The sequence below is a fragment of the Microvirga sp. Mcv34 genome, assembly GCF_024519725.1.
GTDB lineage: Bacteria > Pseudomonadota > Alphaproteobacteria > Rhizobiales > Beijerinckiaceae > Microvirga.
Genome location: NZ_JALJRK010000020.1, coordinates 11325 through 37085, shown reverse-complemented (window position 1 = coordinate 37085; position 25761 = coordinate 11325). Strand labels below are relative to the sequence as shown.

The window sequence follows — 25761 nt, the reverse complement described above, 5'->3', positions numbered from 1 at the left end:
GAGGCTAGGGCCGCCCGCTATCTCTGACCGGGATGACTACACGCCGGCCGGCCGGCCTGCGATCACCGTGAACATCCGGCCATCGCCGAAGATGCGTTCGGCGGCCGTGCGGATGTCGGACTGCGTCACGGCACCGACCAGTCCGTTGCGGCGGGCGATGTAGTCGATGCCGAGGCCCTCGAAGGCGATCTGCGCCAGGGTGTGGGCGATCTTGGTCGAGGTGTCGAACCCGAGGGCGTAGGAGCCGATGAGGTAATCCTTCGCCTTCTGCAGTTCCTCGTCGGACGGGCCTTCGCTCGTCAGCTTCGCCATCTCGTCGGCGATCACGTCAAGCGCCTCGACGACGCGCTCGTTCTTGGTCGCGGTGTAGCCCCAGGTCATGCTCGCCGAGCGGTAGCTCACGAGCGACGTGCCGACGCTGTAGGCCAGGCCGCGCTTCTCGCGCACCTCCTGGAACAGGCGCGACGTGAAGGCGCCGCCGCCCAGGATGTGGTTGAGCACGTAAGCCGGAATGAAGCCCGGATCGCGCCAGGCGATGCCGTTCATGCCGAAGCGGATCACCGATTGCGGCACGTCGAGATCGACCACGATGCGCGAACCCAGCTTCTGCAGCGAAGCGGGCTCGATGATGCCGAGCGGCTTCGCATCCGGCAGGGAGCCGAACACCTTGTCGAGCAGAGCCGAGAGGTTGTCGCCGCCGATCGCGCCGACGACCGCGACCTTCACGCGTCCGCGCGCAATGATCGACCGGTGCATGGCGATGAGATCGTCCCGCGTGATCGCCGCCACGCTCTCGGGCGTTCCGGAGGTCGGCCGGCCGTAGGGATGGCCGGCGAAGCCTTCCTCGAAGAAGCGGCGCGTCGCCATGACACCCGGATCGTTCTGCTGGTACTTGAGGCCCGCGATCGTCTGGGCCCGCACGCGCTCGATGGAATCCTGGTCGAAGCGCGGCTCGGCGAGCGCGAGGCGCAGGAGTTCGAAGGCCTCGTCCGCATGCTTCACCAGCGTCTTGAGCGAACCGCCGAGCGCATCGTTGCCCGCGTTGAAGGACAGCTCGATGGCGTTCGCCGCAAGCCGTTCCTGGAACGCATCGGAATCATATTCGCCCGCGCCTTCGTCGAGCAGGCGAGCCAGCATCTGCGCCACGCCGGGCTTGTCCGCAGGATCGTGCGCCGAGCCGCCTTCGAAGATGAAGGAAACGGCGATCAGCGGCACGACGTCGGATTCGACGTGCCAGGCCTCGACGCCTTTGGCGGAGGTCAGCGCCTTCACCGTGGTCGGCGACGAGGACATGGTTTCGACAGAAGCTGTCATGATTACCTCGATTCTTGCGCAGGCGGATTTCAGGAAGCCGGCTTCTGCAGATAGCCCGTGACGGAACGGCGGGGGATGAGATAGCGCTCGGCCGCGGAGGCGAGATCGTCCTTCATGACGGTCTCGATCTCGACCGGCCAGCGGCGCACCTCCTCGATGGTCTCGCCGATGGCGAGCGCCGAACCGTAGATGCGGGCGAGAGAGGATTGGCTGTCGGTGGAATAGATCGTCTCGGCCACGAGCCGCGTCTTGGCGCGCTCGATCGAATCCGCATCCAAGGCCTCGGCCGGGATCGTCTTGAGCACCTGATCGACCGCTTCTTCCAGAGCCTGAAGCGACACGCCTTCGGCCGGAACCGCATAGACGCAGAACCGGGTGTCCTCCATGGCGGAGGACATGTACCAGGCGCCCGCATTAACCGCGATGCCGCGCTCCATCACGAGCTTGCGGTAGAGATACGAAGTCGGGCCGCCGCCGATCACTTCGGCGAGGAGCTCAAGCGAATAGCAATCGCGCTGAGAAGCGGTGCGGCAGGAAGGAACGAGGTAGAGCCGCTGCAGGGTCGGCTGCTCGACCTTCGGATCGGCCACGGTGATGTGACGCGCCGCCACGGGCTCCGGCTCGCGCGGACGCAGGCGCACCGGGCGCTTGCCCTGAGGCGCGATGCGGCCATAGGTGGCATCGGCCAGACGGCGTACCTCGTCCTCGCTCACATCGCCCGCAACGACAAGGATGCCGTTCTCGGGGGTATAGAAGCGGCGATAATAATCGAGCGCGTGATCGCGGTTGAGCGTCTCGATCTCGTGCATCCAGCCGATGATCGGAATGCCGTAGGGGTGATGCACGAAGAGCGACGCCGCCATCGCTTCCGAGAGCTGTGCCGACGGATCGGTCTCGACTCGCATGCGGCGCTCTTCGAGCACCACGTCGCGCTCGGGACCGATGACGGATTCCTCGAGGAGAAGGTTCGTCATGCGATCCGCCTCGAATTCCATCATGGTCTTGAGGTTCTCGCGGGCGACGCGCTGGAAATAGGCCGTGTAGTCGAACGACGTGAACGCATTCTCCTGACCGCCGAGGCCCGAGACCACCTTCGAGAACTCGCCGGCCGGATGCTTCTCCGTGCCTTTGAACATCAGGTGTTCGAGGAAGTGCGCGATGCCCGATTGTCCGATCGGATCGTCAGCCGAACCGTTGCGGTACCAGATCATGTGCGTGACAACGGGAACGCGGCGATCCGGAATGACCACGACGTCGAGTCCGTTGTCGAGCGTGAAGGAAGACAGGTTCGGACCACTGCCTTCCGTCCGCCCGAAAGAGGCGGCGTCAGCGCGGAGAAGAGGCTTAGAGGCAGTGTCCATAATGTTCCAACCTTGGCGACATCAAATCGTTTCGCAGGGTGTTTCTTAGGGGATAGTCGAATTAGGAGCCTATGCAAGCGAAGCCGCGAATGTTTCCTGTGCGGCATTGTTTGTCCGGTGTCGTCGGACGAAGGCTTGGCTTTTCACGGCCCCATAACGTTTTCAGGCGAACGGGTGAACCCGTTCGCCTGAAGGAAGAGGGAAAGAGACAAGGCTTACTGCCTGCTTTGCCGCTGGCGGAGATAGGCCGATGGGCTGTCGGGATCGCCTGATACCACGGGATCCGCGGACGCCTTGAGCTTGGCGCCGCCCTGGGCCCTGAGCAAGTCGCCCGGAGGATCGCTGAGATAGCGGCGATCGATGCCGTTGCCTTGCAGCTCCGGCTTCTCATCCTTGGCGAAGGCGCGCAGCTCGTCCGGAGTCATGCGGCTCATATCGGCCTGGCGACCGACCGGACCCTGCTGAACGGTCGAGGCATTGGGATTGCGGCCGGCGCGCATCTCTTCGATCGAGAGGCGCTTGCCCTCCGTGTTCTTGTAGTATTCGGAGCTGGTATAGGGCGTCCGGGCTTCGGCCGCGGCCTTGCGGCGAGCCGCCACATCCGGATCCTTGGGCCAGTTGCCGTTGCGCGCCTCGGCGCCGCCGCCCGGAGCCGGGGCCGGCAGGTCCATCTTGGGCGGGAGCACGAGCGGAGCGCGCTCGTTGTACACGATGGGCGCCTTCTCCTTGGGAATGATGCCGATGGCGCCGAGGATGCTCTTCATCGCCTCGCCTTCTTGGGCCGACGCGCCGGTGGCGGCGATCAGAAGCGCCAAGGCCCCCGCACGGCCTATGATTTTCATTCCCTTCATGGCACCCACCATTCGTTTCTCATTGTGGCCGGAAGGCCTGATCGCTCATTCTGGCGAACATATGGCAAAAGCCGCCACAAAATATCGTTATTTCGTCCGCCGCCCCTCCAGGACGAAGGAGTCATAGAGCAAACCGACCACCCCCGCAACGATGGCGGCGTCGGCCACGTTGAACACGTACCAGGACCACGACCCGAAGTGGATCTGGATGAAATCGAACACGGCCCCGAACCAGAGACGGTCGATGACGTTCCCGATCGCCCCGCCCACGATCAGCCCGAGGGAGGCCGCCAGGAGCTTGGCGTCGGTCCGACGGATCCAGAAGGACAGGCCGATGGCGGCCAGGATGGAGACGACGATCAGTCCCCAGCGGCCGAAATCGGTGCTCTGCTGGAACAGGCCGTAGGAGATGCCCCTGTTCCAGACCACGATCAGGTTCACGAAGGAGGTCAGCTCGACCGGCTCCTTCACCGGAAGATCGTAGACATAGAACGTGTAGAGCTTCGTCGCCTGGTCGAGGAGGAACGTGATCAGCGCAATGGAAAAGCCTAGGATCGCCGCGACCGACAGACCCTTCCGGGCTGCCGCGCGCGCCCTGCCCGGTCCCTTCTGGGCACGGGGCCGGCTCGCCGCGCGCGGGCGCGACGAGCCGGGTCGGGATGTCGTTCCCGCGTCAGCGAGCGGGGCGCCGGTATCCTCGGGTTTGCTCATTCGGCGGCCGCCTTCAGCTGGTCCCATTCGCGCAGGGCCGCCGCGTCGCGGGGCGTCACGTCCGGGTAATCGGGATCGGTGCCCACATCCGGCGTCACCTTCCACGAACGGGCACATTTGCGGCCCTGCGCGAGAGCCGGCACGACCGCCACGCCCTTCACGTCGTCGAGACGGAACGCCTCGGCTGGGCCGTCGCCCTGCCCCACCTGGATGCCGGATGTGATGCAGATCTCCGCGAGGTCGAGCCCCTGAACGGCCTTGAACAGGCTCTCATCGGCGATGTGCACGACAGGTGCCGCCTCCAGGCTCGCGCCGATGCGCTTCTGCGCGCGCTCGATCTCAAGCGCGCCGGTGACGACGCGGCGCACGCGACGCACCTTCGCCCAGCGCTCGGCGAGCGCATCGTCCCGCCATTCCGCCGGCACCTGCGGGAAGGTTTCGAGATGCACGGACTCGGCCTGCGGATAGCGGGCGAGCCAGGCCTCTTCCGCCGTGAAGGCGAGGATCGGCGCGATCCAGGTCGCTACGCAGCGGAAGGTCTGGTCGATCACCGTCAAGGCGCTCTTGCGGACGGTGCTGGAGATCGGGTCGCAATAGAGCGAGTCCTTGCGAACATCGAAATAGAAGGCCGACAGATCCGTGGTCATGAACGAGTTCAGCAACGCGATCACGCGCTTGTAGTCGAACGTGGCATAGGCCTCGCGCATCTCGCCGTCGAGTTCGGCGAGGCGGTGCAGGACGAAGCGCTCCAGTTCCGGCATCTCGCTCACGGCGACCTTGTCGGCTTCGTGGAAATGCGCGAGCGAGCCCAGCATCCAGCGGATCGTGTTGCGCAGCTTGCGATAGGTCTCGATGAAGGTCTTCAGGATCTCCGGACCGATGCGCAGATCATCCGAGTAATCGGACGCCGCCACCCACAGGCGAAGGATGTCGGCGCCGGAATCCTGGATCACCTTCTGCGGCGCCACCACGTTGCCGAGCGACTTCGACATCTTCTGCCCCTTCTCGTCGAGGACGAAGCCGTGGGTCAGGACGATGTCGTAAGGAGCGCGTCCGCGCGTGCCGCAGCTCTCCAGCAGCGAGGAGTGGAACCAGCCGCGATGCTGGTCGGAGCCTTCCAGGTACATGACCTGATCGGGTCCGCCATCCACCTTGCGCTGAACCTTCAGGTCCTCGCGCTTTTCGAGCGCGAAAGCATGGGTGCAGCCGGAATCGAACCACACGTCGAGGATGTCGTTGATCTTGTCGAATTCGGCGAGGTCGTAGCCGCCCGCCGCCAGGAAGCGCGAGCCGTCACCCGCGTACCATGCGTCCGCGCCTTCCTTCTCGAAAGCGTCCGCGATAGCGGCGTTCACGCGCTCGTCCTTGAGGATCTCGTTGGTACCCTTCTTCACGAACACCGCGATCGGCACGCCCCAGGCGCGCTGGCGCGAGACCACCCAGTCGGGTCGGTTCTCGATCATGCCGGTGATGCGGTTCTCGCCCGATTCCGGCACCCATTCGACCGTCTTGATGCCATGGAGCGCGCGCTGACGCAGGGTGTCGCCCTTCTCGTCGAGCGGCTTGTCCATGGAGATGAACCATTGCGGCGTGTTGCGGAAGATCAGCGGACCTTTCGAGCGCCAGGAATGGGGATATTGGTGCTTGAGGCGACCGCGCGCGATGAGCGCGCCGACCTCGACGAGCTTCTTGATCACCGCCTCGTTGGCGCCCGCATCCTTGCCCTTGTCGTCGTAGATGCGCTCGCCCGCGAAGAACGGCACGTCGGGGAAGTAGGACGAATCCGGCGAGACCGTGTGCGGCACTTCCTTCGTGCCGCAGGCGGCGAACACGTCGCGGTGCTTCACATAGGTGTTGTAGTCGTCCGCGCCGTGGCCGGGGGCCGTGTGCACGAAGCCCGTGCCCGCATCGTCGGTGACGTAGTCGGCCGGCAGCACCGGAACGCCGAAATCCCAGTAGCCGTTCGCGCCCTCCAGCCCGCGGAATGGATGCGCGCAGCGCTCGATCATCACCGGCAGCACGTCCTTCACGCGCTCGTACCCGGCGACGCGCGCGGCCGCGAACACGTCCGCCGCGAGCTTGTCGGCGATGACGAGACGGTCGCCCAGCTTCGCCCAATTGTCGTCCGCCGCCTCGGTGACCTCGTAAAGGCCGTAGGCGATGATCTCGCCATAGGCGATGGCGCGGTTGGCCGGGATCGTCCAGGGAGTCGTCGTCCAGATGACCACCGACGCACCGTCGAGATCGCCGTCGAGCGTGTTGGTGATCCTGAACTTCACCCAGATCGTCGTGGAGGTCTTCTCGTGATACTCGACCTCGGCCTCGGCGAGCGCGGTCTTCTCGACGGAGGACCACATGACCGGCTTGGAGCCGCGATAGAGCTGGTCGCTCACGGCGAACTTCATGATCTCGCGGGCGATCTGCGCTTCCGCGTCATAGCTCATGGTCTGATACGGGTTCGTCCAGTCGCCCTCGACGCCGAGGCGCTTGAACTCCTCGCGCTGCACGTCGATCCATTTCTCGGCGAAGGCGCGGCACTCACGGCGGAACTCGACGATGTCCACGTCGTCCTTGTTCTTGCCCTTGGCGCGATACTCCTCCTCGATCTTCCACTCGATCGGCAGGCCGTGGCAGTCCCAGCCGGGCACGTAGTTGGAATCGAAGCCGAGCATGCCCTGGGAGCGGACCACCATGTCCTTCAGGATCTTGTTGAGCGCGTGGCCGATATGGATGTTGCCGTTGGCATAGGGAGGGCCGTCGTGCAGCACGAAGCGCGGACGGCCCTTCTGGACCTCACGCAGGCGCTCGTAGAGCCGGTTCTCGTTCCAGCGCTGCAGGAACTGCGGCTCGCGCTGCGGCAGGCCGGCCCGCATGGGGAACTCGGTCTGGGGCAGGAACAGGGTTTCGGAATAGTCGCGGGCGGCGCTCTCGGGCTTATCGGTCATGACGGTCAATCGGTCTTGGTGGCCTGCGATCGGCAGGCGCAACGGCTTCTCTTTCAGGGCGAACGGCTAGGATCCCGGACCTTCGCAGATCATGCGAAAGCCGGGCCGATAATTCGCGCCGCGCCAATGCGGGCCGCATGCAGAGCCTGAGAAACCATGGGCATGCCGAGCCTTTTAGCAGCGCCGGGCCGGATAATAAAGCGTGGTGATTGCCGGGGCGGCTCCCTATTTAAGGAGCGGAACCAGCCCTATAGTCACCCGAACGAAGCGACGGGCAGGAAGGATTGATCATGGCAGACTTGACCTCTACGGCCGAACGGCGCTCGAACGCCGGTTTCGACCTCACCCCGCCCAGTTCCGAGCAGATGCACGCCCTCGTGGCCAATCTCGATGACGAGGAGCGCCGGGTCCTGCTCGAGCACGGCACGGAGAGGCCGTTCTGCGGCATCTTCAACGAGGCGAAGGAGAAGGGCACCTATTGCTGCCGCCTCTGCGGCCTGCCCCTGTTCAATGCCGGCACCAAGTTCGAATCCGGCACCGGCTGGCCGAGCTTCTTCGACCCCATCGACCGGGACCACATCGCCTTCGTGCGCGACACCAGCTACGGCATGGTCCGCACCGAGATCCGCTGCGCCCGCTGCGAGGGCCATCTCGGCCACGTGTTCAACGACGGCCCGCCCCCGACCGGCGAGCGCTACTGCATGAATTCGGTCTCCATGCGCTTCGTGGCCGACGGCGATCCGCTGCCGGACGAGCTCGGCCGGGGTGCGCCGGAAGGTGAAACCGTGGGCTGACGGCCCATGAGCACCACCGCACATGCGACGGGAAGCCGGGCCGGATCCGACTTCTATGCCCGGCTGCCCGTCTTCGACCATTTCTCCCAGCTGACCGACCCCGAGCTCTACATGCCGGTCCCGGACGATTGGGTGCTGGGCCTCAGCGATATCGTGCGCTCGACCTCCGCCGTGGAGGCCGGGCGCTACAAGGAGGTCAACACGGCAGCGGCCGCCGTGATCGCCGCCGTCTCCAACAAGCTCGGCACGAGCACGTTCCCGTTCGTGTTCGGCGGCGACGGGGCAAGCTTCGCGCTGCCCGCCACGCAAGCCGATCTCGCCCGCGAAGTCCTTTCCACCGTGGCCGCCTGGGTGCGGGATTCCTTCGGCTTCGAGCTGCGCATCGCTCTCGTCCCGGTCTCCGCGATCCGCGCCGAGGGCCACGACGTGCGGATCGCCCGTTTCGCGGCGTCGCCCGACGTCTCCTATGCCATGTTCTCCGGCGGCGGCCTCGCCTATGCGGAGCGGCGAATGAAGGAAGGCGCCTTCGCCATTGCTCCGGCACGCCCCGGCACCCTGCCCGATCTGTCCGGACTGACCTGCCGCTTCGACGAGATCAAGCCGGAGCGCGGCATCATCCTGTCCCTGATCCTGCTCCCCGGTCGCGAGGCGGGCTTGGACGCCTTCAACGCTCTCGTCGGTCAGGTCCTGTCCCTGGCCGAGGGAAAGGAGGCCGGGCGACCGGTGCCGGAAGGCGGCCCCACCCTGTCCACGCCCTTCAAGAGTTTCGATCTCGAAGCGAAGACCGTCAGGAAGACCGCCGCGGGCCTCTTCACCCTGGCGAAGATCGCGAGCCTTCGCCTGGCCGCGTTCCTGATCCTCCGGTCTGGCCTCAAGGTCGGCGGTTTCGATCCGGTCCGCTACCGGCATCAGCTCGTCGAGAACACGGATTTCCGCAAGTTCGACGACGGCCTGCGCATGACCCTCGACTGCACCCCCGCCCTCGCCGACCGCCTGGAGGCGCTGCTGACGGATGCGCGGCTGCAGGGCGTTGCCCGTTACGGCCTGCACCGCCAGAACGCAGCCCTCATGACCTGCTTCGTCCCCTCGGCCACCCGCAGCGACCACATCCATTTCGTCGACGGCGCCATGGGCGGCTACGCCATGGCGGCGCGGTCGCTGAAGCCGGCCACGTGAGGGATGCCGCTTCGGGCCCATTTGTCATTCCCGGCCGAAGCGCAGCGGAGGGGAAGGGAATCCACGATCAGGCGCAACGCCATGGATCCCCTTCCCGCACTGCGTGCGCCGGGGATGACACCGTCAGCTCAACCGATCATCGAAACCGTCTTATCCTCGGCGAGCACCCGCTTCGCCTCGAGCGAGTCGCGGTCCATCTGGGCGATCAGCGCGTCGATCCCGTCGAAGCGCTCCTCGCCGCGAATCCAGCCGACGAACTCCACATCCAGGACCTGCCCGTAGAGGTCGCCGGAGAAGTCGAAGAGGTGCACCTCGAGCAGCGGGGCGCCATTGTCGAAGGTCGGCCTGCGGCCGAAGCTGGCGACGCCGTCGACCGGCCGGCCCGCCACGGACGCCCGGACCGCGTAGATGCCGTGCCGCAGGCGGCAATCGTCGGGGAGGCGCATATTGGCCGTGGGATAACCGAGCACCCGGCCGCGCTTGTCCCCGTGGCGCACCTCAGCCTGAACGAACCAGCGATAGCCGAGAAGCCGGTTGGCCGTGGCGATGTCGCCCGCCTCCAGGGCGACCCTGATAGCGCTAGAGGAAACGGGCTCCGTCCCCTCCACGACCGCCGGAGCGATCAGGCAGTCGAGCCCCCGCTCCCGGCAAAGCTCCGCCATGCGCGCCGGATTGCCTTCCCGCCCGCGGCCGAAATGAAAGTCATGGCCGATCACCACGCCCGAGAGCTGCAGCTCGTTCGCCAGCAGGTCCACGAAGCCCGCCGCCGTCAGGGCCGCGAGATTGCCGCTGAAGCGCCGCTGGAAGACGCCGTCGAGGCCGAGACGCGCGAAGATCTTGAGCTTCACGGGTTCGGGCGTGATCCGGAACAGGGGCCTGTCGGGCTGGAAAAAGGTTCGCGGATGCGGCTCGAAAGTCACGGCCGCCGCCGGCTTTCCGGAGTTCCGAGCCATGCCCAGGAGATACTGATGCCCCCGGTGCACCCCGTCGAAATTGCCGATGGCCGCCATGGCGCCCCTGAGACTCTCGGGAACGGGCTCGCCATCGCGACAGACCGCGAAAGAAGGGGACATCGGAGGAGAAATCTCGGAACTCATCGGTGCGGATATCGGTGCGGGCGCGACCCTGTCGAAAAGCGGCCTTCGGGTCAAGGGAAGCACGGGCGATTCGATCCTCTTGTGGGATCATCGAACCGTCTGACGTCATGGCCGGCCTTGTGCCGGCCATCCCGATCCTCTGGAGCGCAGCGCTCTTCCAATCGAGATCACCGGCACGAGGCCGGTGATGACGTGGAGATGGCCTAGACCGACCTCACCAAGCCAGAACTTCCATGAAGGCGGTCGGCTGGACGGGTTGACGGTCCACCCAATCCTGCACGTGATCCGAGACCAGGTCACCCTTGTGAAGGCCCAGCTCCTCCGCATGGATGCCGCGGGCGATCATGAGCGAGTCGATGCCGTAGCCCACGGCCCCGGCGATGTCGGTGCGGATGGCATCGCCGACGGCGAGAACCCTGTCCTTCGGAACGGCCCGACCGCTCAGCTCGGCCGCGACGGAGAGCGCCCGGTCGTAAACGGGGCCATGGGGCTTGCCGGCATAGAACACCTTGCCGCCCATCTCCTCGTAGGCGAGCGCGATGGTTCCCGCGCAGGGCAGGATCATGTGGCCGCGTTCGACGATGAGGTCCGGGTTGGCGCAGACCATCAGCAGGTCGCGTCGCAGCATGGCTTCGAGCTGATGCCGATAATCCTCGACCGTCTCCTCCTCGTCGTTGTCGAAACCGGAGCAGACCACGTAATCGGCCTCCTCGACGGAGCCGAAACGGACATCGAGACCGTTGTAGATCGGCATGTCGCGCGGCGGTCCGATATGGTGGACGACCCTGTCGATGCGCTCTTCGATGGCGAGCCGCGTCAGGTCGCCGGAGGTGACGATGGCGTCGTAGGCCGTGCGCGGCACCCCGAACCCGTCGAGCTGCGTTCCCACGGAGGCGCCGGGGCGCGGCGCGTTCGACACGAGAACGACCCGCCCTCCCCCGGCGCGAAAACGCGTGAGCGCATCGCTGGCCGCCTCATAGGCCTTGACGCCGTTGTGCAGCACGCCCCAGACGTCGCACAGGACGAGATCGTATCGATCGGCGAGAGCATGCAGGCCCTCGACATGGGCCGGGCGGGTCAAAGCGGTCATGGGGTCTCACCAGAGCATCGTGCGGACCCGAAGGGCCACGTATGTGAAAAGTGGCCCGGTTTTCCCCGCCAAACGATGCGCAAGTCAAGTCAAACCGACGACCTCGGGTCATCGCATGCTCAACCCTCGCGCTTGCTTCAACCGGCCTGCCGCAGAAGCTCCGGCGCGTTTTCGAAGCCGGGGAATTGCTGAACCGGCTGCTCGATGGCAATCTCCGGCTTGACGGGACGCGGGGCCGCGAAGGCGAAGCCTTGCGCCAGCGGCACGCCGAGATCGCAGAGCAGCGGCACCATGCTCTCCTCCTCGACCCGGTCGGCGATGAGCAGGATACCCTGGCGGCGCAGCGCCGGGGCGAAGTCGCGCACGTCGGGCTCCGGTCCGGCATAGCGGCCATCGGCCCGCTCGGCGGCGTCGATCAAGAGGTCCGCCGGCAGCTTCATGAACCGGATGCCGAGATCGGCCAGCCTCACCGGGTCGAACCGGAGATCGGTCGCGCGGTCGAGGGAGAACGGCACGCCTCGCTCACGCAGGGCCGCGAGCGCCGCCCTGTGATCCGCGTCGAGAGAGCGCCAGCTCTGCTGCGACATTTCCAGGACGATCTTGCCGAGAAGGTCGGGACTGGCGTCGAACGACCGGGCCAGGGACCACAGGAAGCCGGGCTCGGCGATGGAATGAGCCGTGAGGTTCACGCCGACGATGGCCTCGCTGCCGCGGGCCACGAGATGACGGGCGACGGCCATGGTGCGCATCAGCACCCGGCGGTCGAAAGCCGATGCGCGGCCGGACGCCTCGATGATCGGCAGGAATTCGGCCGGCCTCAGGAGGGTTCCGTCCGCGAGGCGCAGCCGGGCCAGGGCCTCGTAGAAGCGGATCTTGTGCTTCGGCAGCGAGACCACGGGCTGCAGGTGCAGCTCGATCCGGTCAGCCTCGAAGGCCTGATTGACCAGCCGCACATGACTGATCTCCTCGGTCGAGGGCTGGCGCATGGACGGCAGCAGGGACGGCTCGGGGAAATGCGCAGGCGGCACCGTTTCCGCCCGCCCCGGAGCGGGCGCGGCCCCATAAACCTGCGCGCCGGCGGACATCGCCAGCTCGCGCAGGACCGAGACCGGGCTATCGGCCCGCACAGGCGGACGCACGACGAGCGGCGTGGCCCGAGCCGGCTCCTCCGGATCGAAGGTGACCGGTTGCAGACTCCTGGCCTGCCGCGCCGTCTCGGCCTGCCACCACAGGATGACGAGGCCGAAAAAGACGGCCATGACCAGGAAGCCGAAAACCGGCAGGATATGGCCTGTCTCCAGCGGCACCCAGGCCGAAACCACGGCCGTCAGAATCGCCGGCGTGAAGGCAAGCAGCGTCGTTTTCCCGCCCTTCAGGACAGGAATGTTCTTTGTGTTCGTCACCATGGGTGCCCCCGCTCCCCTGGCTCGGCAAATGTGCGCGAATCAGTGTGTTAACAGACAATGAATCAGCGCGACTCGCGGGGCAAGTTTCGTCTTTCCGAAATGGATATTATTTCGCGATCGCGCGTTTCCCGCCCGTGAGATCCGCTGAATTCTGCGGCGGAATGGAAAGGCATTGTCGATGGAAGAACCTCGAAAGGACCTGCTGATGCAGGTCGACGGCATGACCTGCCAGGGCTGCGTCGCCTCGGTGACCAAGGCCATCCAGCGCCTCGATCCCGGCGCCACGGTGGACGTGGACCTCGACCATGGCCGCGTGCACGTGACGACCCGGGCGCAGAGCGTCGAGGTCGCGCGCGCCCTCGACGCGGCCGGCTATGAGGCCCGCGCCATGACCGGTTGAGCGGAGCCCTGCATCCGGTTCATAGCTCTGCCGAAAGTTCCTTTTGCGGCGCCCCGAGACGGCTGATAGGCTCCCGCCCATCAGCCTTCTTCGGGGACCATGATGACCGCACAGACATCCAGAGCCGCCAACGACCTCATTGCACCCAACGACCTGGATGCCTGGTGGCTTCCGTTCACGGCCAACCGCTCGTTCAAGCAGCGCCCCCGGATGATCGCCCGCGCCAAGGGCATGTACTACTACACCCCCGACGGCCGGGAGGTGATCGACGGGGCCGCCGGGCTCTGGTGCTGCAACGCCGGCCATAACCGGGACGAGATCACCGCCGCCATCCAGGCCCAGGCGCAGGAGCTCGATTACTCGCCCGCCTTCCAGTTCGGCCATGCGGGCGGCTTCACCCTCGCGTCGCGCCTGGCAGGGCTCGCGCCGGGCGACCTGAACCACGTGTTCTTCTGCAACTCGGGCTCCGAGGCCGTGGATACGGCGCTCAAGGTGGCGCTCGCCTATTGGAACGTGAAGGGCCAGGGCAGCAAGACGCGCCTCATCGGCCGCGAGCGCGGCTATCACGGCGTCGGCTTCGGCGGCATCTCGGTGGGCGGCATCGTCAAGAACCGGCAGTTCTTCGGCACCCTTCTGGCGGGAGTCGACCACCTTCCCCACACCTATAACCGGGCCGAGCAGGCCTTCTCCCGCGGCGAGCCCGAATGGGGCGCGCACCTGGCGGACGAGCTGGAGCGCATCGTGGCGCTCCACGACGCCTCGACGATCGCGGCCGTCATCGTCGAGCCGATGGCCGGTTCCACGGGCGTGCTGCCGCCGCCGAAGGGCTATCTCAAGCGCCTGCGCGAGATCTGCGACAAGCACGGCATCCTGCTCATCTTCGACGAGGTGATCTCGGGCTTCGGCCGCCTCGGCACCGCCTTCGCGGCCGAGCGCTACGGCGTGATCCCGGACATGATCACCTTCGCCAAGGGGGTGAATTCCGGCACCGTTCCCATGGGCGGCGTGCTGGTGCGCGAGGGGCTCTACGACACCTTCATGAACGGCCCAGAGCACGTGATCGAGCTGTTCCACGGCTACACCTATTCCGGCCACCCGCTCGCCTGCGCGGCGGCGCTGGCCACCCAGGACGTCTACCGGGACGAGAAGCTGTTCGAGCGCGCCCGGGCCCTGGAGCCGGTCTGGGCCGATGCGATCCACGCGCTGAAGGACCTGCCGAACGTGCTCGACATCCGCACCATCGGACTCGTGGCCGCCATCGACCTCGCCTCGCGTCCCGACGCGGTGGGCAAGCGCGCCTTCGAGGCCATGGACCGCGCCTTCCAGGAATACGGCCTGATGATGCGCATCACCGGCGACACCATCGCCCTCTCCCCGCCCCTCATCATCACCGAGGAGCAGATCGGCGAGATCGTCGACAAGCTCACCAAGGTGATCAGGGCGGTGGCTTGAGGCTGTCGAGACCTAACTTTCAGGCCACCTGGACACCGTTCAGGTGGCCTTTCAGCATCTGCCGCAACTCGGCCTGAATGGCGTGGCGCCGTTCCGAATCCTCTTCGGAGCTGAGGGAAACCGCGACTTTCATCAACTGCAGCACGATAGCCGCCATGGCCTCACGGCGAGGCTCAGGAAAGGGCGGCGACGCAGCAGCAAGCAAGCCGGCAATCCGCTGCCGCATCGCAGCGCCTGTCCGGCTCTTCTGCTCCTTGTCGATGTCGCGCCTTTCCGCGAGAGCACTGAAGGCCGGACGCTCGGCCAGGAAAGCAAGCAGCCCGTCGAACAGCCGGTCCGCCATTCCGGCGGCGCCCCGGCCCGAAACATCGGATCGCAATTCTTCCAGCATGGACGAGAGATCGGCGAGATAGGCCTCGTGCAGCGCCTTCGCCAGAAGCTCCTTGGTGGGGAAGAACTGATAGAGCGAGCCGATGGACGCACCGGCCCGGGCCGCGATCTCCGTCATCGTCGCCGCATCATAGCCTTTCTCGGAGAACACCTCGGCCCCCGCCTTCAGGAGAGCGGTCACGCGCTCGCGCCCCCGCTTTCGCTGGGGAGTACGCGGAGTGGCATCGGCCGCCCTGCTTGCTTTTTGTGAGGATATGCTCATATAAATCACTTTATGAGGATGGTCTCATATATATGCCGCTGACTTGGGTGGAAACTCCTGTCTATCTCTCTCTTACTTCAGGGCCACACCATGCTGAACGATCTTGATGCGCGCCGCACTGCCCTTATCCTGATCGATCTGCAGAACTGGACGCTCGGGATGCCGCTCGCACCGCATCAGGCCTCGACGGTCGTGGGCCAGGCATGCCGTCTGGCGCGCGGTCTGAAGAAGGCTGGCGGCACGATCATTCTGACACGCGCAGCCTTCTCGCCAGGCTACGCCGATGCCCTGCGCCAACCGGTGGACGTGGCTCTGCCCCTGCCTGAAGGCGGGTTGTCTCCGGAAGCCCTCGCATTCTCCCGCGACTTCGATGTCGAATCCGATGTGGTCATCACCAAGCGCCATTGGAGCGCCTTCCACGGTACGGAACTCGATCTTCAGCTCCGGCGCAGGGGCATTTCGACGATCGTTATCGGCGGCGTCATGACCAATTTCGGAGTCGAATCCACGGCGCGGGATGCCTGGCAGCACAGCTATTCGGCCATCGTCGCGGAGGATGCCTCTTCCAGCATCGATGCCGACATGCACCGCTTCTCCATCGACAAGATTCTGCCCCGCGTGGCTCGCGTCCGCTCGGCGGCGGATATTCTTGCAGGGCTTACGGCTCCGGCATCTGCATAAGCCTTGCCCCTCCCGGCCGCAGGGAGTAGGACCGCAGCACGTTTTTCCCAATTCAACGGCTGCTGTAAAACCATGTCCAAGGCCGACAAAATCAAGGCCCGCGCGCCGCGCGGCTTTGCCGACCGCAATCCCGCCGACCTCGCCGCCACCGAGCGCATGCTGGCGGCGATCCGCGAGTCCTACGAGCTCTACGGCTTCGAGGGCGTCGAGACCCCCTTCGTCGAGTACACGGATTCCCTCGGCAAGTTCCTGCCCGACCAGGACCGGCCCAACGAGGGTGTGTTCTCGTTTCAGGACGACGACGAGCAATGGCTGTCGCTGCGCTACGACCTGACGGCGCCGCTGGCCCGCTACGTGGCCGAGAACTTCGACGCCCTGCCCAAGCCCTATCGCAGCTATCGCGTCGGCTGGGTGTTCCGCAACGAGAAGCCGGGCCCGGGCCGCTTCCGCCAGTTCATGCAGTTCGACGCCGACACGGTGGGCGCCGCCTCCGTGGCGGCTGACGCGGAGATCTGCATGATGGCCGCCGACACGATGGAGAAGCTCGGCCTCAAGCGGGGCGACTACGTGATCAAGGTTAACAACCGCAAGGTTCTCGATGGTGTCATGGAAGCCATCGGACTTGGAGGCGAGGATAAGGCAGATCAGCGTCTAACCGTTCTGCGAGCACTAGATAAGTACGATCGCCTTGGGGAATCAGGAGTTCGCGCTTTGCTTGGCAAGGAGCGAGTTGATGAAAGCGGAGATATCACTCCAGGTGCAAATCTGACGGCTGGCCAAATCAACCGCTTAATCTGGTTCGTAACGTTGAGAAGCAAACCCATTGGATTATCCGAGAGCAGTATCAACCGGGTTAATCCAACTTTACGATTAGCGCCTGATGATGGCTCTGAGGCCTATGAGCTTGATATGCTTTCCGCGATGGATAACGCTTATGGGTCCAGCCCCATCTTTAAAGAAGGCGTTAATGAGTTGCGTCAAATAGCCGAGCTAGCTGCTGCAGCAGGCTATGATGACGGTCGGATACTTATCGACCCCTCGGTCGTGCGCGGCCTCGAATACTATACCGGCCCGGTCTACGAGGCCGAGCTGACCTTCCAGGTGCAGGACGAGGACGGGCGCCCGGTGCGCTTCGGCTCGGTGGGCGGCGGCGGGCGCTATGACGGCCTCGTGGGGCGCTTCCGCTCCGAGCCGGTTCCGGCGACCGGCTTCTCCATCGGCGTCTCGCGTCTGCTCTCGGCGCTCCAGATGATCAAGAGCCCCATCGTGTCCGGCGCCGAGAAGCCCGGCCCGGTGGTGGTGCTCGTCATGGACAAGGACCAGGTCGCCGCCTACCAGCGCATGGTCTCGACCCTGCGCCAGGCCGGCATCCGGGCCGAGCTCTATCTCGGCTCCTCGGGCATGAAGGCGCAGATGAAATATGCCGACCGGCGCCAGAGCCCCTGCGTGGTGATCCAGGGCTCCAACGAGCGCGAGCGCGGCGAGGTCGAGATCAAGGACCTGATCGAAGGCGCCAAGGCGGCCGGGGCCATCGCGTCCAACGAGGAATGGAAGGCCGCCCGCCCGGCCCAGTTCTCCGTGCCCGAGACCGATCTCGTCAAGGCCGTTCGCGACGTCCTGGCCCGCCATTTCGGATGAGCTTGGCCTTTTGGAACCCCTGTGGTTCCATATGGGTTGTTCCGGAAGCTTGACCATCAGGAGATGAACATGGCGAAGGCCAAGGACAAGGCTAAGGACAAAGACAAGAAGTCCGGCTCGAAAGCGAAGAAGAGCCCCGGGACGCAGCTGGCGAAGACGGCGAAGAAGTCCGGCCTCATGGACCTCATCAACTCGGATCTCGGCCGCGAAATCCTGGCCGATGCCCTGATCGCCGCCGCGGGCGCGGCCGCCGCCGCCCTCACCAAGACCCGCGCGGCCAAGAAGGCCGGATCCGCCGCCGCCCAGGCCGGCGCGGAAGGTGCCGACCTGACCCACACGGCCGCCGGCGCCGTCGCCGGCGTGGTGACGGAAGCCGCCCGCCACTTCCTGCCCGCGCGCCTCGTGGGTGAGGAATCCGGCGCCGAGCAGGACGCCCGGGGCGAGCCCAAGAAGGTCAAATACGTCAACCGCTCCAGCGATCACAGCAAGAGCAAGACGAGCAAGGCCAAGGGCGCCAAAGGCGAGAAGAGCGACACCGCCGAGAAGCGCTGATTGTCTCACGTTCGACCGTCATCCCGGGTTCGGCGCGAGCCCTGATCCGGGATCCCGGCCGGACGGCACGCGCCCTCCCCCGGCGAGGGCGCCATGCAGGTCGTCCCGCCTGAAACGCCGCGCGAGAAAAGCGGAAACCGCTGTCGCGGCAAGCGATGCCGGATGACACGAAGCGAGGCCGGCGGAGAGAACGGCCGCTGCCCCGCTCGCTTTCGCTTTGACGCTTCGTAGCCTTCCCGACCCGCGACCGCCGCCCCGGCCGGAGATGCCCTCCCGTGCTCCGGTCTCGCAGACCCCGCCGTATGGCGAAGAATATTAAACCAATCGGTTGAATGTTTCGAGCCATGCGTGCATATTCAACCACATGGTTGAATTACAGACATCCCCCCTCGACACCATCTTCCACGCCCTGGCCGATTCCACCCGGCGCCGGATGCTGAGCGCTCTGGGCGGCGGCGACAGGACGGTGAGCCAGCTGGCCGAGCCGTTCTCGATCTCGCTGGCGGCCGCCTCGAAGCACATCAAGGTGCTGGAGCAGGCAGGCCTGCTCCGGCGCGAGATCCGCGGCCGCACCCATGTCTGCCGCCTCGACCCCGGACCGCTGGCGAGCGCCCACCAATGGCTCGCCGCCTACGAACACTTCTGGACCGAGCGTCTGGACGTGCTGGAACGGCTCCTCCGCGAGGAGGATGCCCGGCCATCCCCACCCCCGACATCCCTGCCCCCCGCCGAAGAAGGAGACGATGCATGACCGACCTTGCCACCCTCGACACCTATGGTGCGCTGACCGAGCCCGCGACGCTCACGATCCAGCGCCTTCTCCCCGGCCCCATCGAGCGGGTCTGGGCCTATCTCACCGAAAGCGAGCTGCGCGGCCGCTGGCTCGCCTCGGGCGCCATGGACCTGACCCTCGGGGCGCCGCTCGAACTCGTCTGGCGCAACGACGAGCTCACGGACCCGCCCGCCGCGCGCCCGCCCGGCTTCCCCGAAGAGCACCGCATGACGAGCCGGATCACCGAGCTCGACCCGCCCCACACCCTCGCCATCACCTGGGGCACGACCGGCGGCGTCACCTTCACCCTGGAACAGCAGGGCGCCGACGTGCTGCTCACCCTCACCCATCGCCGCGTCACCGACCGCGCGACCCTGCTCAACGTCAGCGCCGGCTGGCACGCCCACCTGGACATCCTGGCCGCCCGCCTGTCCGACGAGGCCCCGCAGCCGTTCTGGGAGAGCTGGGCGCGGCTGAAGGAGGAATACGCGCGGCGGCTTCCAGCCTGAGAAATCGTTGCCAAAGGCGCCACCCGAGCAAGCCGGGCGGCGCCTTCATGCTCAGTAGACGATGACGTCCCCGGTCTTCAGATGAACCGACGGGTTGATGTAAGCGAAAACCTGAGGCGCTGCGCGTCCCGCGGTCCCATCCGGATCGTAATAGACGTGCCCATCCGTGTGATGGATGATCCCGGCCGTTGGCAGATATTCTAGGCCGCGAACGACAACGGGCATGGAGCCGGGCCGAAACGCCGAGAAGATGGCCGACGACAGGGAGATCTGGTCCTCGCCCGAGGTGAAATCGGGAAGCCGGTCGACCGCTCCAAATCCCGGAGAGGTGTGGAACACGAAGGTATCCGCCCCCTGGTTGCCGTACAGGACATCTTCGCCCTGGCCGCCATAGATCGTGTCGTTGTTGTCGCCTCCCAAGATGATGTCGGTCTTGTTTCCTCCGATGGCCACGTCCCTGCCGGCGCCCAAGTCGATGGTGCCCACGACCCGGGCATTGGCACCGGAATTCACGAAAACATCGTCTCCCCCCAGGAGCTGCACCTTCCCGTCGATCAGATCGTAGTTGTAGACGGCCTCGCGGGCGAGCGAACCGCGAATGGCGGTCGGACCCGAGATGATGCCGTAATTATGGATCTGTCCCGTATAGTAGCTGCTCTTGTAGCTCAAAAGATCGATGCCGATGCTCGTTCCGAGAATGAGGCTGTGGTTCTCGATCCACCCATTCTCACCATTGAGCGCGACACCGGTCCTCGCAACGATGGTGCCACCCGTCCCGATATAAACGCGATTGTTGTTGCCCGAGGCGTAGATTCCAACTTCATCAGCGGCGACGGTGCCGGAAACATTCATTCGAATGTTGTTGCCCAAGGCTGCGACGCCATACGCGAGAGACGCGAACCCGCGGGACACGAGACTGCCGCCGCTTGCCAGATCCAACGTGTCGTTCGAGCCGAGCGTCAAGGCGGGTTTTTGAAAAGTTATGCGGGAGTTCGACGCATCGATGTGATAGTGGCGTGCGACAGGCCCGCTGGGGAGCGGCGGAGTATCGGGAGAGTAGATCATGGGGCCCCTCTGCTAGTTAAACGCTATAAAGTAACATATTCCTAGCAATTGGAAACTGCGTCAATCGCTTCATGCAAGCTTCGATTGCAGAGAGGTGCCATTCCGCACAGGCTCGAACGGGCGGCGTGGCATCATCGGCCGGAGCCTCCATCCGCTCGCCGAAACCCTCGCCGTCATGGCCGGACTTGTTCCGGCCACCCACGTCTTCCTGACCTCAGCCGCATCGAAGGCGTGGATCCCCGGCACAAGGCCGGGGATGACGTGGTTCTAAAGCATCGAACGCAAAAGTGGGAACCGGTTTTGCGTGGAAAGATGCGAGAAAACAAAAACTTAGAGCATCGGACATGAAGTCGAACTCATGCCCGATGCGCTAAGCCCCCAGAACCCGCGACAGGGTGAAGGCGGCCAGGAAGCCCGCGACGGTGATGAGCCCGGCGAATTCGTGGGCGGTCTCGAAGGCCTCCGGCACCATGGTGTCGGAGAGCATGGCGAGGATCGCCCCGGCCGCCACGGCGGTCACGAACGCGATGGTGGTGGGCCCCGTCTGGGAAAAGACCGCGTAGCCGAGGAGCGCCGCGACGCCCGAGGCCAGCGCGATGCCGATCCAGATGCCGAAGATATAGGCCATGGAGCGCCCGGCCCGGCGCATCCCGGCGGCGCTGGAGAGCCCCTCCGGCAGGTTGGAGAGAAACACCGCCGCCACGGCCACCAGGCTCACCCCCTCGCCCGCGAGAAGGCTCACCCCGATGACGATGGATTCCGGGATGCCGTCGAGGAGCGCGCCGAGCGCGATGGCGAGCCCGCTCCCCTGCTCGCTGCTATGCGCCTGCCGGGCGTCCTCCGCATAGCCGGAGCGCTTGCGGTGCTTGGCGCCCCGGCGCGACACGAGGATGTTCGCCCCCGTGTAGACCGCCGCGCCCGCGAGAAAGCCCAGCGACGTGGAGAGAATGCCGCCCGTGCGATAGGCCTCGTCCATGAGGTCGAAGGACAAGGCCGAGATCAGCACCCCCGCCCCGAACGCCATCACGGCCGCGATGGCCCGCTGCGGCAGCTTTGCGAAAGTCCCGATGAGCGCCCCCAGCACCAAGGCCGACCCGCTGAGCAGGCCCAGAGCCCCGCCTGGATGGAAAGAGGCATGACGCGTTCTCCGTTGGACGGGGAGAACGTAGCAGATGGTAGTGGGGTTCGAGGGATGGGGAGGCTGATCGTCGTTACGTGGGCCAGGGGTGGCCGCGTGTTAGGATTCGGGTCGCAAGGATATATTAACTACGCTCTGCAGCACAGAATGCTGACGTTCAGTTATTTTTACTATGGATTGCGGGTGCGCTCTTAAAATATTGAGTTCAAGTAATCTCTCCAAATTCAGAGCAGGTTGGCAGTAGCCAAGCATAATAAAATCGAGGACCTTAACGGGGCCTTTTCTCAGTAATACCTCCTGCTCCGCGATCGAATAGACCGATCGCTTTGCTGTAGCGGCGATTAACTCAGAAATACAGCTAATCTCCCGAAATGAGTCAACTACACCGACACATGTAATACGTTGCGAAGCTGAGAAGGCGTCATCTTGCGTCATATAAAAATATACGAAAGACCCCCGCTTGATCTTCTTTGTTGGCGAGGAGCAAAGATATACCTTCCTAATTGAATTTGAGGGAGGCGTGCGTGGATCAGCATCGTTCTCGCTAAATAGCTCTAATTGAGATGAAGTTTTCTTAGTCCCCTCGGGGAACAAACGCTGGTGATAGACTGGCCATATCGGAATAATATAAGCCGAACTAGTGCCAATTCTTCTTTCCGGATAAGCTAATCTATGAAAATCATAATCGTCTTCAGCATCTTCTATATTAGCAGGCCATTCCTTGTATGTAATTATCTCTCCTCTAGCATTTTGCCCAAGCTCTTTGAATCCAAAGTACGCAAGCAACTCGCGAAGATGATACTGCTTCTCAAAGGCTGTGAGGTAGACGACCTGATACTTGGATTCGAAAGCATACCAAAGGATTTTTCTAAGGAGATGCTCCCCTAAGCGCCCTCCCCTGTAAGTGTCCGCTATTTTGAACGTACAAACTTTGAGAAGGCGGCTCTCTTGGAAGCGAGGAATGTCTGTTTCGTTGGTTTCATCTTTAACGATAACCAGTCCGCAAATGCCATTTCCATCGCGAACAATCCAGGCTTTTCGATTCAGCTTGCAGCATTTCTCGAACCAATCATCGAACTCGTCATAATCATCTCTAAGCGAAAAGAATATTGGATCGTTTTTATCTAATTGATAGCAGAACACATCTTCGACACGATGGAGCGAGATTTCTGCATCAACGTAGACACCTTTAATCAGGTCTAGCGCTTCTCTGACACGAAGAACTCTCTGCCCTAGACCTACCGCAGCAGCCCTCTTATGTAGGCCGTTGTCTTCCGATATCAGAAAGTCACATAGATCGTCAGATATCGTCTTAAGTATGTAGCAATCACAAAGATCATTCTTGTTGCTGATTTGCCCAAACTCCTTTGAAAGGGTCTCCTCCGAGACGATAACCTTTTCAAAGACAGGATATTTAGCAAGCTTAGATATGGACTGCTTACGTCTAGCTATGTTTTTATCGCGACTAATATCGTCGTATGATGCCCGATGCACGAAGACTGTAATTCCTTGCTCAGCGAGCGTGCGAAGCAAGGCAGCATGGGTTTCCGGCACCTCTGTCGCATCCTCAAGTGGGATGAGAACATTTGTGTCAATCAGAATTCGCCCGATTGGCATTCAATATATCCCGGGCGATATGTGCATCAAGTATTCGATATGATTGAGGAGGAACGAGGCCATACCTCTCATACATCTCACCGCGAGTAACACAATTCTCGAGAGGCATTACCTGGCTTAAACTCAAGACATACCCACGCTCTACATTATGAAAATATGCGTCAAATTCAGTCTTACACACTCCAGACTCCTTTCGATGCATTCTCCAAATTTGTGTGATGGGCATATCCTTTGCCAATACAATTCGAGCGGCACCAACAACTGCCATTACAGGTGCTGTTGCATAGATTAGCAACACTCCAGATTGAAAATTCTGTGAAAATTTTCGTCGCAGTTCGACAGTTTTAGTGCCTTCTAATATTTTCCTTACATACTGGGGACGAATGCTCATCAGGACGATTGGCCCCTGCTCCAGCAGCGAGGATTTCGCCCAATGCATCTGCATACCTGAACCTATTCTTCAAAAACCGAGAAGCAGATTTATAAATTTAATGGATCGTATAAGCACGTGCTATGTGTCTGATGGGTTTTAAACAAGTTAATACTGTCATATTGGACAGTTTCGAGCGCATTGATACCGCTCCCACAAAGCCTAAATACCCCAGTCATTGCCCCGCCATGAGCTCTCAACAATATGGGTGTGCAGCCTTAGCGCTCTCATGCCTGAAATCGATCAGGCGGAGCGGTTCTACGCCTGCATCAGCTGATCAATCACCACCTTCGGATCCAGCTCCAACGCCTCCGCCAAAGCGATAAACTCGATCACGTCGAGCTGCCGTTCGCCGCGTTCGTATTTGCTGACGAAGGTTTTGTAGGCTCCCATGCGCTCAGTGAGTTCATCCTGCGTCAGACCGGCTTTTTTGCGGGCAGCCTTCAGCAGGGCGCGAAGGCGCTCCTGGCGTTCCGTATGAATGGATTTCTGCATGCCCAGCCCAAATGTGACGGGCAGTCGAAATATGCTGAAACAGCGAATTAGCCAAAATAGCTATTTGCTGTTTTAGCTAATTCTGTTACCCACTCGGGCCATGCCCGTCTCCTGGATACGCTCCCACAAAACCTCCCTCTGGCGCCGGCTCGATCCGGTGCAGGCGGTGCGCGTGATCGTGGATTGCTATGGCGAGGAGGCCGGGGCCGAGGTGCTGTTGCGGGCGTTCCTGGAGGAGCGGGACAGGAATCCGGCCGCCGTGCGCTTCTGGCTGCGGGTCTATGACCTGCTGAACGGCGCAGGCGAGCCGCAGGCCTGAGCGCCGGGCTGACGCGCGACAGGTTCCGGCCACCCTCCCTGGGCACGGCCGGCCCGGACCTGGTCCGGGGATCGGCCCCGGCCACCCGCTTGTCACGGCGCACCCGTGTCATTCCCGGGAGGACGCGTCGCGAAGGGGACAAGAAGCCATCGCTCGGCGCGTGGGAGTGGTTCCCCTTCCCGGCCTACGGCCGCCGGGGATGATACCTGCACGTCGCTAGCGGGACGCCCTCCACGTCATCACCTCCCCGGACTTGATCCGGGGACGGCCATCCCCGTCTTGGCGACGGTGAGATCCCGAAGACGTGGGTGGCCGCAACGAGTGCGGCCATGACGGCGCGGGAACGATCCGCGCAGCGATATGTTCTTACTTTGTTCTTGACAGCGGCTGCAAGCTTGGCTATATCATTCCCTACTCCCGCCCACGAGGGGCGCGCTCGCGAGGCGTCGCAAGAGTGGGGCGGGAGGCGGTCCCGCCGCAGGTCTCGCACACCTGTGGTCGCGGGAGGTCGACCTTGGGCGTCGTCCCAGTTGGTCCACCTGAAAAGAACCGCGTGCGAGGCGCCGCCTGGCTCTTCCACTTCCACACCACACAGCGAGCCGGGCGATGCAGCGCACCTCCCTCGACTGACCTTCAGCCCCGGGGCCGACCGGCCCCGGGAGCGAAGACCCATGGTCCCTTCATCACCAAGGTCCTTTCCTCCCCATAGTCCTGTCCACCCCATCGTCTTGTCCACCCATTGCCATCCATCCCATTGCCCGCGAGGCCCGTCATGATCGACGACGACGACATTCCCCTGTTCACCATGCCCGATTTCGACGACACCCTGCGCCGCCTGTCGGACGTGTTCCTGATGCACCGCATCTGCCGCCGGCGCGCCTGCCAGAAGAACGAAAGCTGCCAGGGCGGCTTCGGGCCGCCCTGCTACCTGCAGCGGCGCCACCTCTTCGCCGACGCGCTCCTCTACGAGCTGGACGAGTATCGCGCCTTCTGGCGCGACCAGCGCCAGCGGGCCATGCGCGAACCGTCATGGATCCGGCGCTGAGGCGAAGGCCAGCGCATCGGGAGCATCGGATCCGGCAACGCCCCTGCCCTGGGGACCGATCCGGTGCTCCCCCGTTCGACGAGGGCACCGCCCGGCGCGGCCCCGGAGGGCCGGGTCACAGGGGCAGGCGCAGCGAGCAGCGCAGGCCCTCGGGCTGGAAGCACAGGTCGAGGCAGCCGCCGAGTTCGTCCCGGATGCTGCGCTCGATGAGGCGGGAGCCGAAGCCGAGGCGCCTCGGGGGCTCGACCGTC

Annotated in this window: 25 protein-coding genes; 11 read left to right on the top strand and 14 right to left on the bottom strand. The window is 63.9% G+C overall.

The window, feature by feature from the left end; genetic code table 11:
• Positions 1-36 precede the first annotated feature (36 nt).
• From OC446_RS12990 to ileS, 5 genes are all read right to left on the bottom strand, one after another.
• A complete protein-coding gene (locus OC446_RS12990; RefSeq protein ID WP_262029447.1) occupies positions 37-1314 on the bottom strand; it encodes a M16 family metallopeptidase in 1278 nt (425 codons plus the stop codon).
• 29 nt (positions 1315-1343) lie between these two features.
• Positions 1344-2675, bottom strand: a complete 1332-nt coding sequence (locus OC446_RS12985; RefSeq protein WP_262029446.1) for a M16 family metallopeptidase — start codon at positions 2673-2675, stop codon at positions 1344-1346.
• Between the two features lie 215 nt (positions 2676-2890).
• The gene (locus OC446_RS12980; protein ID WP_262029445.1) at positions 2891-3526 is read right to left on the bottom strand and encodes a hypothetical protein; all 636 of its coding nucleotides are present in this window, start codon (positions 3524-3526) and stop codon (positions 2891-2893) included.
• A gap of 87 nt (positions 3527-3613) precedes the next feature.
• On the bottom strand, positions 3614-4081 hold the full coding sequence (gene lspA / locus OC446_RS12975) for a signal peptidase II (protein ID WP_262029492.1): 468 nt from the start codon (positions 4079-4081) through the stop codon (positions 3614-3616).
• Positions 4082-4233: 152 nt separating this feature from the next.
• Positions 4234-7182 (bottom strand): isoleucine--tRNA ligase, encoded by a 2949-nt coding sequence (gene ileS / locus OC446_RS12970; protein WP_262029444.1) that lies wholly within the window; start codon positions 7180-7182, stop codon positions 4234-4236.
• A gap of 365 nt (positions 7183-7547) precedes the next feature.
• Here ileS and msrB point away from each other — a divergent pair, with 365 nt between their 5' ends.
• Both msrB and OC446_RS12960 read left to right on the top strand, forming a co-directional pair.
• Entirely contained in the window at positions 7548-7976 is a 429-nt protein-coding gene (gene msrB / locus OC446_RS12965) for a peptide-methionine (R)-S-oxide reductase MsrB (RefSeq protein ID WP_262029491.1), read from the top strand.
• Positions 7977-7982: 6 nt separating this feature from the next.
• Complete coding sequence (locus OC446_RS12960; protein WP_262029443.1) at positions 7983-9152, top strand: DUF3095 domain-containing protein; 1170 nt, start codon at positions 7983-7985, stop codon at positions 9150-9152.
• A gap of 128 nt (positions 9153-9280) precedes the next feature.
• On the opposite strand, the gene OC446_RS12955 is transcribed toward OC446_RS12960, so the two are convergent.
• From OC446_RS12955 to OC446_RS12945, 3 genes are all read right to left on the bottom strand, one after another.
• The gene (locus tag OC446_RS12955) at positions 9281-10225 is read right to left on the bottom strand and encodes a bifunctional riboflavin kinase/FAD synthetase (RefSeq protein WP_262029442.1); all 945 of its coding nucleotides are present in this window, start codon (positions 10223-10225) and stop codon (positions 9281-9283) included.
• A gap of 238 nt (positions 10226-10463) precedes the next feature.
• Positions 10464-11339, bottom strand: coding sequence for a TIGR01459 family HAD-type hydrolase (locus OC446_RS12950; protein WP_262029441.1), 876 nt, complete (start codon positions 11337-11339; stop codon positions 10464-10466).
• A gap of 137 nt (positions 11340-11476) precedes the next feature.
• Complete coding sequence (locus tag OC446_RS12945; protein ID WP_262029440.1) at positions 11477-12745, bottom strand: EAL domain-containing protein; 1269 nt, start codon at positions 12743-12745, stop codon at positions 11477-11479.
• Positions 12746-12923: 178 nt separating this feature from the next.
• On the opposite strand from OC446_RS12945, the gene OC446_RS12940 reads away from it, so the two are divergent.
• Complete coding sequence (locus tag OC446_RS12940) at positions 12924-13145, top strand: heavy-metal-associated domain-containing protein (protein ID WP_262029439.1); 222 nt, start codon at positions 12924-12926, stop codon at positions 13143-13145.
• A gap of 102 nt (positions 13146-13247) precedes the next feature.
• Positions 13248-14597 carry an aspartate aminotransferase family protein gene (locus OC446_RS12935; RefSeq protein ID WP_262029438.1) on the top strand — a complete coding sequence of 450 codons (1350 nt, stop codon included), beginning with the start codon at positions 13248-13250 and terminating at the stop codon, positions 14595-14597.
• 19 nt (positions 14598-14616) lie between these two features.
• Here the strand turns inward: OC446_RS12935 and OC446_RS12930 are convergent, their stop codons facing one another.
• On the bottom strand, positions 14617-15168 hold the full coding sequence (locus tag OC446_RS12930; protein WP_262029437.1) for a TetR/AcrR family transcriptional regulator: 552 nt from the start codon (positions 15166-15168) through the stop codon (positions 14617-14619).
• Positions 15169-15339: 171 nt separating this feature from the next.
• Between OC446_RS12930 and OC446_RS12925 the strand changes: the two genes are divergently transcribed.
• From OC446_RS12925 to OC446_RS12905, 5 genes are all read left to right on the top strand, one after another.
• The gene (locus OC446_RS12925) at positions 15340-15930 is read left to right on the top strand and encodes a hydrolase (protein ID WP_315986501.1); all 591 of its coding nucleotides are present in this window, start codon (positions 15340-15342) and stop codon (positions 15928-15930) included.
• A 72-nt stretch (positions 15931-16002) separates the two neighbouring features.
• On the top strand, positions 16003-17568 hold the full coding sequence (gene hisS, locus OC446_RS12920) for a histidine--tRNA ligase (protein ID WP_262029436.1): 1566 nt from the start codon (positions 16003-16005) through the stop codon (positions 17566-17568).
• Between the two features lie 69 nt (positions 17569-17637).
• Positions 17638-18120 (top strand): hypothetical protein, encoded by a 483-nt coding sequence (locus OC446_RS12915; RefSeq protein WP_262029435.1) that lies wholly within the window; start codon positions 17638-17640, stop codon positions 18118-18120.
• A gap of 364 nt (positions 18121-18484) precedes the next feature.
• A complete protein-coding gene (locus OC446_RS12910) occupies positions 18485-18871 on the top strand; it encodes an ArsR/SmtB family transcription factor (protein ID WP_262029434.1) in 387 nt (128 codons plus the stop codon).
• Positions 18868-19401, top strand: a complete 534-nt coding sequence (locus OC446_RS12905) for an SRPBCC family protein (RefSeq protein ID WP_262029433.1) — start codon at positions 18868-18870, stop codon at positions 19399-19401. The genes OC446_RS12910 and OC446_RS12905 overlap by 4 nt, the downstream gene beginning before the upstream one ends.
• Positions 19402-19452: 51 nt before the next feature.
• On the opposite strand, the gene OC446_RS12900 is transcribed toward OC446_RS12905, so the two are convergent.
• The 5 genes from OC446_RS12900 to OC446_RS12880 form a co-directional block, all read right to left on the bottom strand.
• Complete coding sequence (locus OC446_RS12900; protein ID WP_262029432.1) at positions 19453-20466, bottom strand: calcium-binding protein; 1014 nt, start codon at positions 20464-20466, stop codon at positions 19453-19455.
• A 370-nt stretch (positions 20467-20836) separates the two neighbouring features.
• A complete protein-coding gene (locus tag OC446_RS12895; protein ID WP_262029431.1) occupies positions 20837-21550 on the bottom strand; it encodes a ZIP family metal transporter in 714 nt (237 codons plus the stop codon).
• Between the two features lie 153 nt (positions 21551-21703).
• Entirely contained in the window at positions 21704-23221 is a 1518-nt protein-coding gene (locus OC446_RS12890) for a GNAT family N-acetyltransferase (RefSeq protein ID WP_262029430.1), read from the bottom strand.
• Positions 23196-23660 (bottom strand): hypothetical protein, encoded by a 465-nt coding sequence (locus tag OC446_RS12885; protein ID WP_262029429.1) that lies wholly within the window; start codon positions 23658-23660, stop codon positions 23196-23198. Before OC446_RS12885 ends, OC446_RS12890 begins: the two co-directional genes overlap by 26 nt.
• 249 nt (positions 23661-23909) lie before the next feature.
• Positions 23910-24146 (bottom strand): helix-turn-helix domain-containing protein, encoded by a 237-nt coding sequence (locus OC446_RS12880; RefSeq protein WP_262029428.1) that lies wholly within the window; start codon positions 24144-24146, stop codon positions 23910-23912.
• 100 nt (positions 24147-24246) lie between these two features.
• On the opposite strand from OC446_RS12880, the gene OC446_RS12875 reads away from it, so the two are divergent.
• A complete protein-coding gene (locus OC446_RS12875) occupies positions 24247-24465 on the top strand; it encodes a hypothetical protein (RefSeq protein ID WP_262029427.1) in 219 nt (72 codons plus the stop codon).
• 772 nt (positions 24466-25237) lie between these two features.
• Positions 25238-25510 (top strand): hypothetical protein, encoded by a 273-nt coding sequence (locus tag OC446_RS12870; RefSeq protein WP_181053846.1) that lies wholly within the window; start codon positions 25238-25240, stop codon positions 25508-25510.
• The last annotated feature ends 251 nt before the right edge of the window (positions 25511-25761 follow it).

Bases quoted from the DNA above. Each gene is read 5' to 3' on its own strand.
- OC446_RS12990 (WP_262029447.1), bottom strand. From the start codon at position 1,314: ATGACAGCTTCTGTCGAAACCATGTCCTCGTCGCCGACCACGGTGAAG.
- OC446_RS12985 (WP_262029446.1), bottom strand. From the start codon at position 2,675: ATGGACACTGCCTCTAAGCCTCTTCTCCGCGCTGACGCCGCCTCTTTC.
- OC446_RS12980 (WP_262029445.1), bottom strand. From the start codon at position 3,526: ATGAAGGGAATGAAAATCATAGGCCGTGCGGGGGCCTTGGCGCTTCTG.
- ileS (WP_262029444.1), bottom strand. From the start codon at position 7,182: ATGACCGATAAGCCCGAGAGCGCCGCCCGCGACTATTCCGAAACCCTG.
- msrB (WP_262029491.1), top strand. From the start codon at position 7,548: ATGCACGCCCTCGTGGCCAATCTCGATGACGAGGAGCGCCGGGTCCTG.
- OC446_RS12960 (WP_262029443.1), top strand. From the start codon at position 7,983: ATGAGCACCACCGCACATGCGACGGGAAGCCGGGCCGGATCCGACTTC.
- OC446_RS12955 (WP_262029442.1), bottom strand. From the start codon at position 10,225: ATGTCCCCTTCTTTCGCGGTCTGTCGCGATGGCGAGCCCGTTCCCGAG.
- OC446_RS12950 (WP_262029441.1), bottom strand. From the start codon at position 11,339: ATGACCGCTTTGACCCGCCCGGCCCATGTCGAGGGCCTGCATGCTCTC.
- OC446_RS12945 (WP_262029440.1), bottom strand. From the start codon at position 12,745: ATGGTGACGAACACAAAGAACATTCCTGTCCTGAAGGGCGGGAAAACG.
- OC446_RS12940 (WP_262029439.1), top strand. From the start codon at position 12,924: ATGGAAGAACCTCGAAAGGACCTGCTGATGCAGGTCGACGGCATGACC.
- OC446_RS12935 (WP_262029438.1), top strand. From the start codon at position 13,248: ATGACCGCACAGACATCCAGAGCCGCCAACGACCTCATTGCACCCAAC.
- OC446_RS12925 (WP_315986501.1), top strand. From the start codon at position 15,340: ATGCTGAACGATCTTGATGCGCGCCGCACTGCCCTTATCCTGATCGAT.
- hisS (WP_262029436.1), top strand. From the start codon at position 16,003: ATGTCCAAGGCCGACAAAATCAAGGCCCGCGCGCCGCGCGGCTTTGCC.
- OC446_RS12915 (WP_262029435.1), top strand. From the start codon at position 17,638: ATGGCGAAGGCCAAGGACAAGGCTAAGGACAAAGACAAGAAGTCCGGC.
- OC446_RS12910 (WP_262029434.1), top strand. From the start codon at position 18,485: ATGGTTGAATTACAGACATCCCCCCTCGACACCATCTTCCACGCCCTG.
- OC446_RS12905 (WP_262029433.1), top strand. From the start codon at position 18,868: ATGACCGACCTTGCCACCCTCGACACCTATGGTGCGCTGACCGAGCCC.
- OC446_RS12900 (WP_262029432.1), bottom strand. From the start codon at position 20,466: ATGATCTACTCTCCCGATACTCCGCCGCTCCCCAGCGGGCCTGTCGCA.
- OC446_RS12890 (WP_262029430.1), bottom strand. From the start codon at position 23,221: ATGCCAATCGGGCGAATTCTGATTGACACAAATGTTCTCATCCCACTT.
- OC446_RS12885 (WP_262029429.1), bottom strand. From the start codon at position 23,660: ATGCATTGGGCGAAATCCTCGCTGCTGGAGCAGGGGCCAATCGTCCTG.
- OC446_RS12880 (WP_262029428.1), bottom strand. From the start codon at position 24,146: ATGCAGAAATCCATTCATACGGAACGCCAGGAGCGCCTTCGCGCCCTG.
- OC446_RS12875 (WP_262029427.1), top strand. From the start codon at position 24,247: ATGCCCGTCTCCTGGATACGCTCCCACAAAACCTCCCTCTGGCGCCGG.
- OC446_RS12870 (WP_181053846.1), top strand. From the start codon at position 25,238: ATGATCGACGACGACGACATTCCCCTGTTCACCATGCCCGATTTCGAC.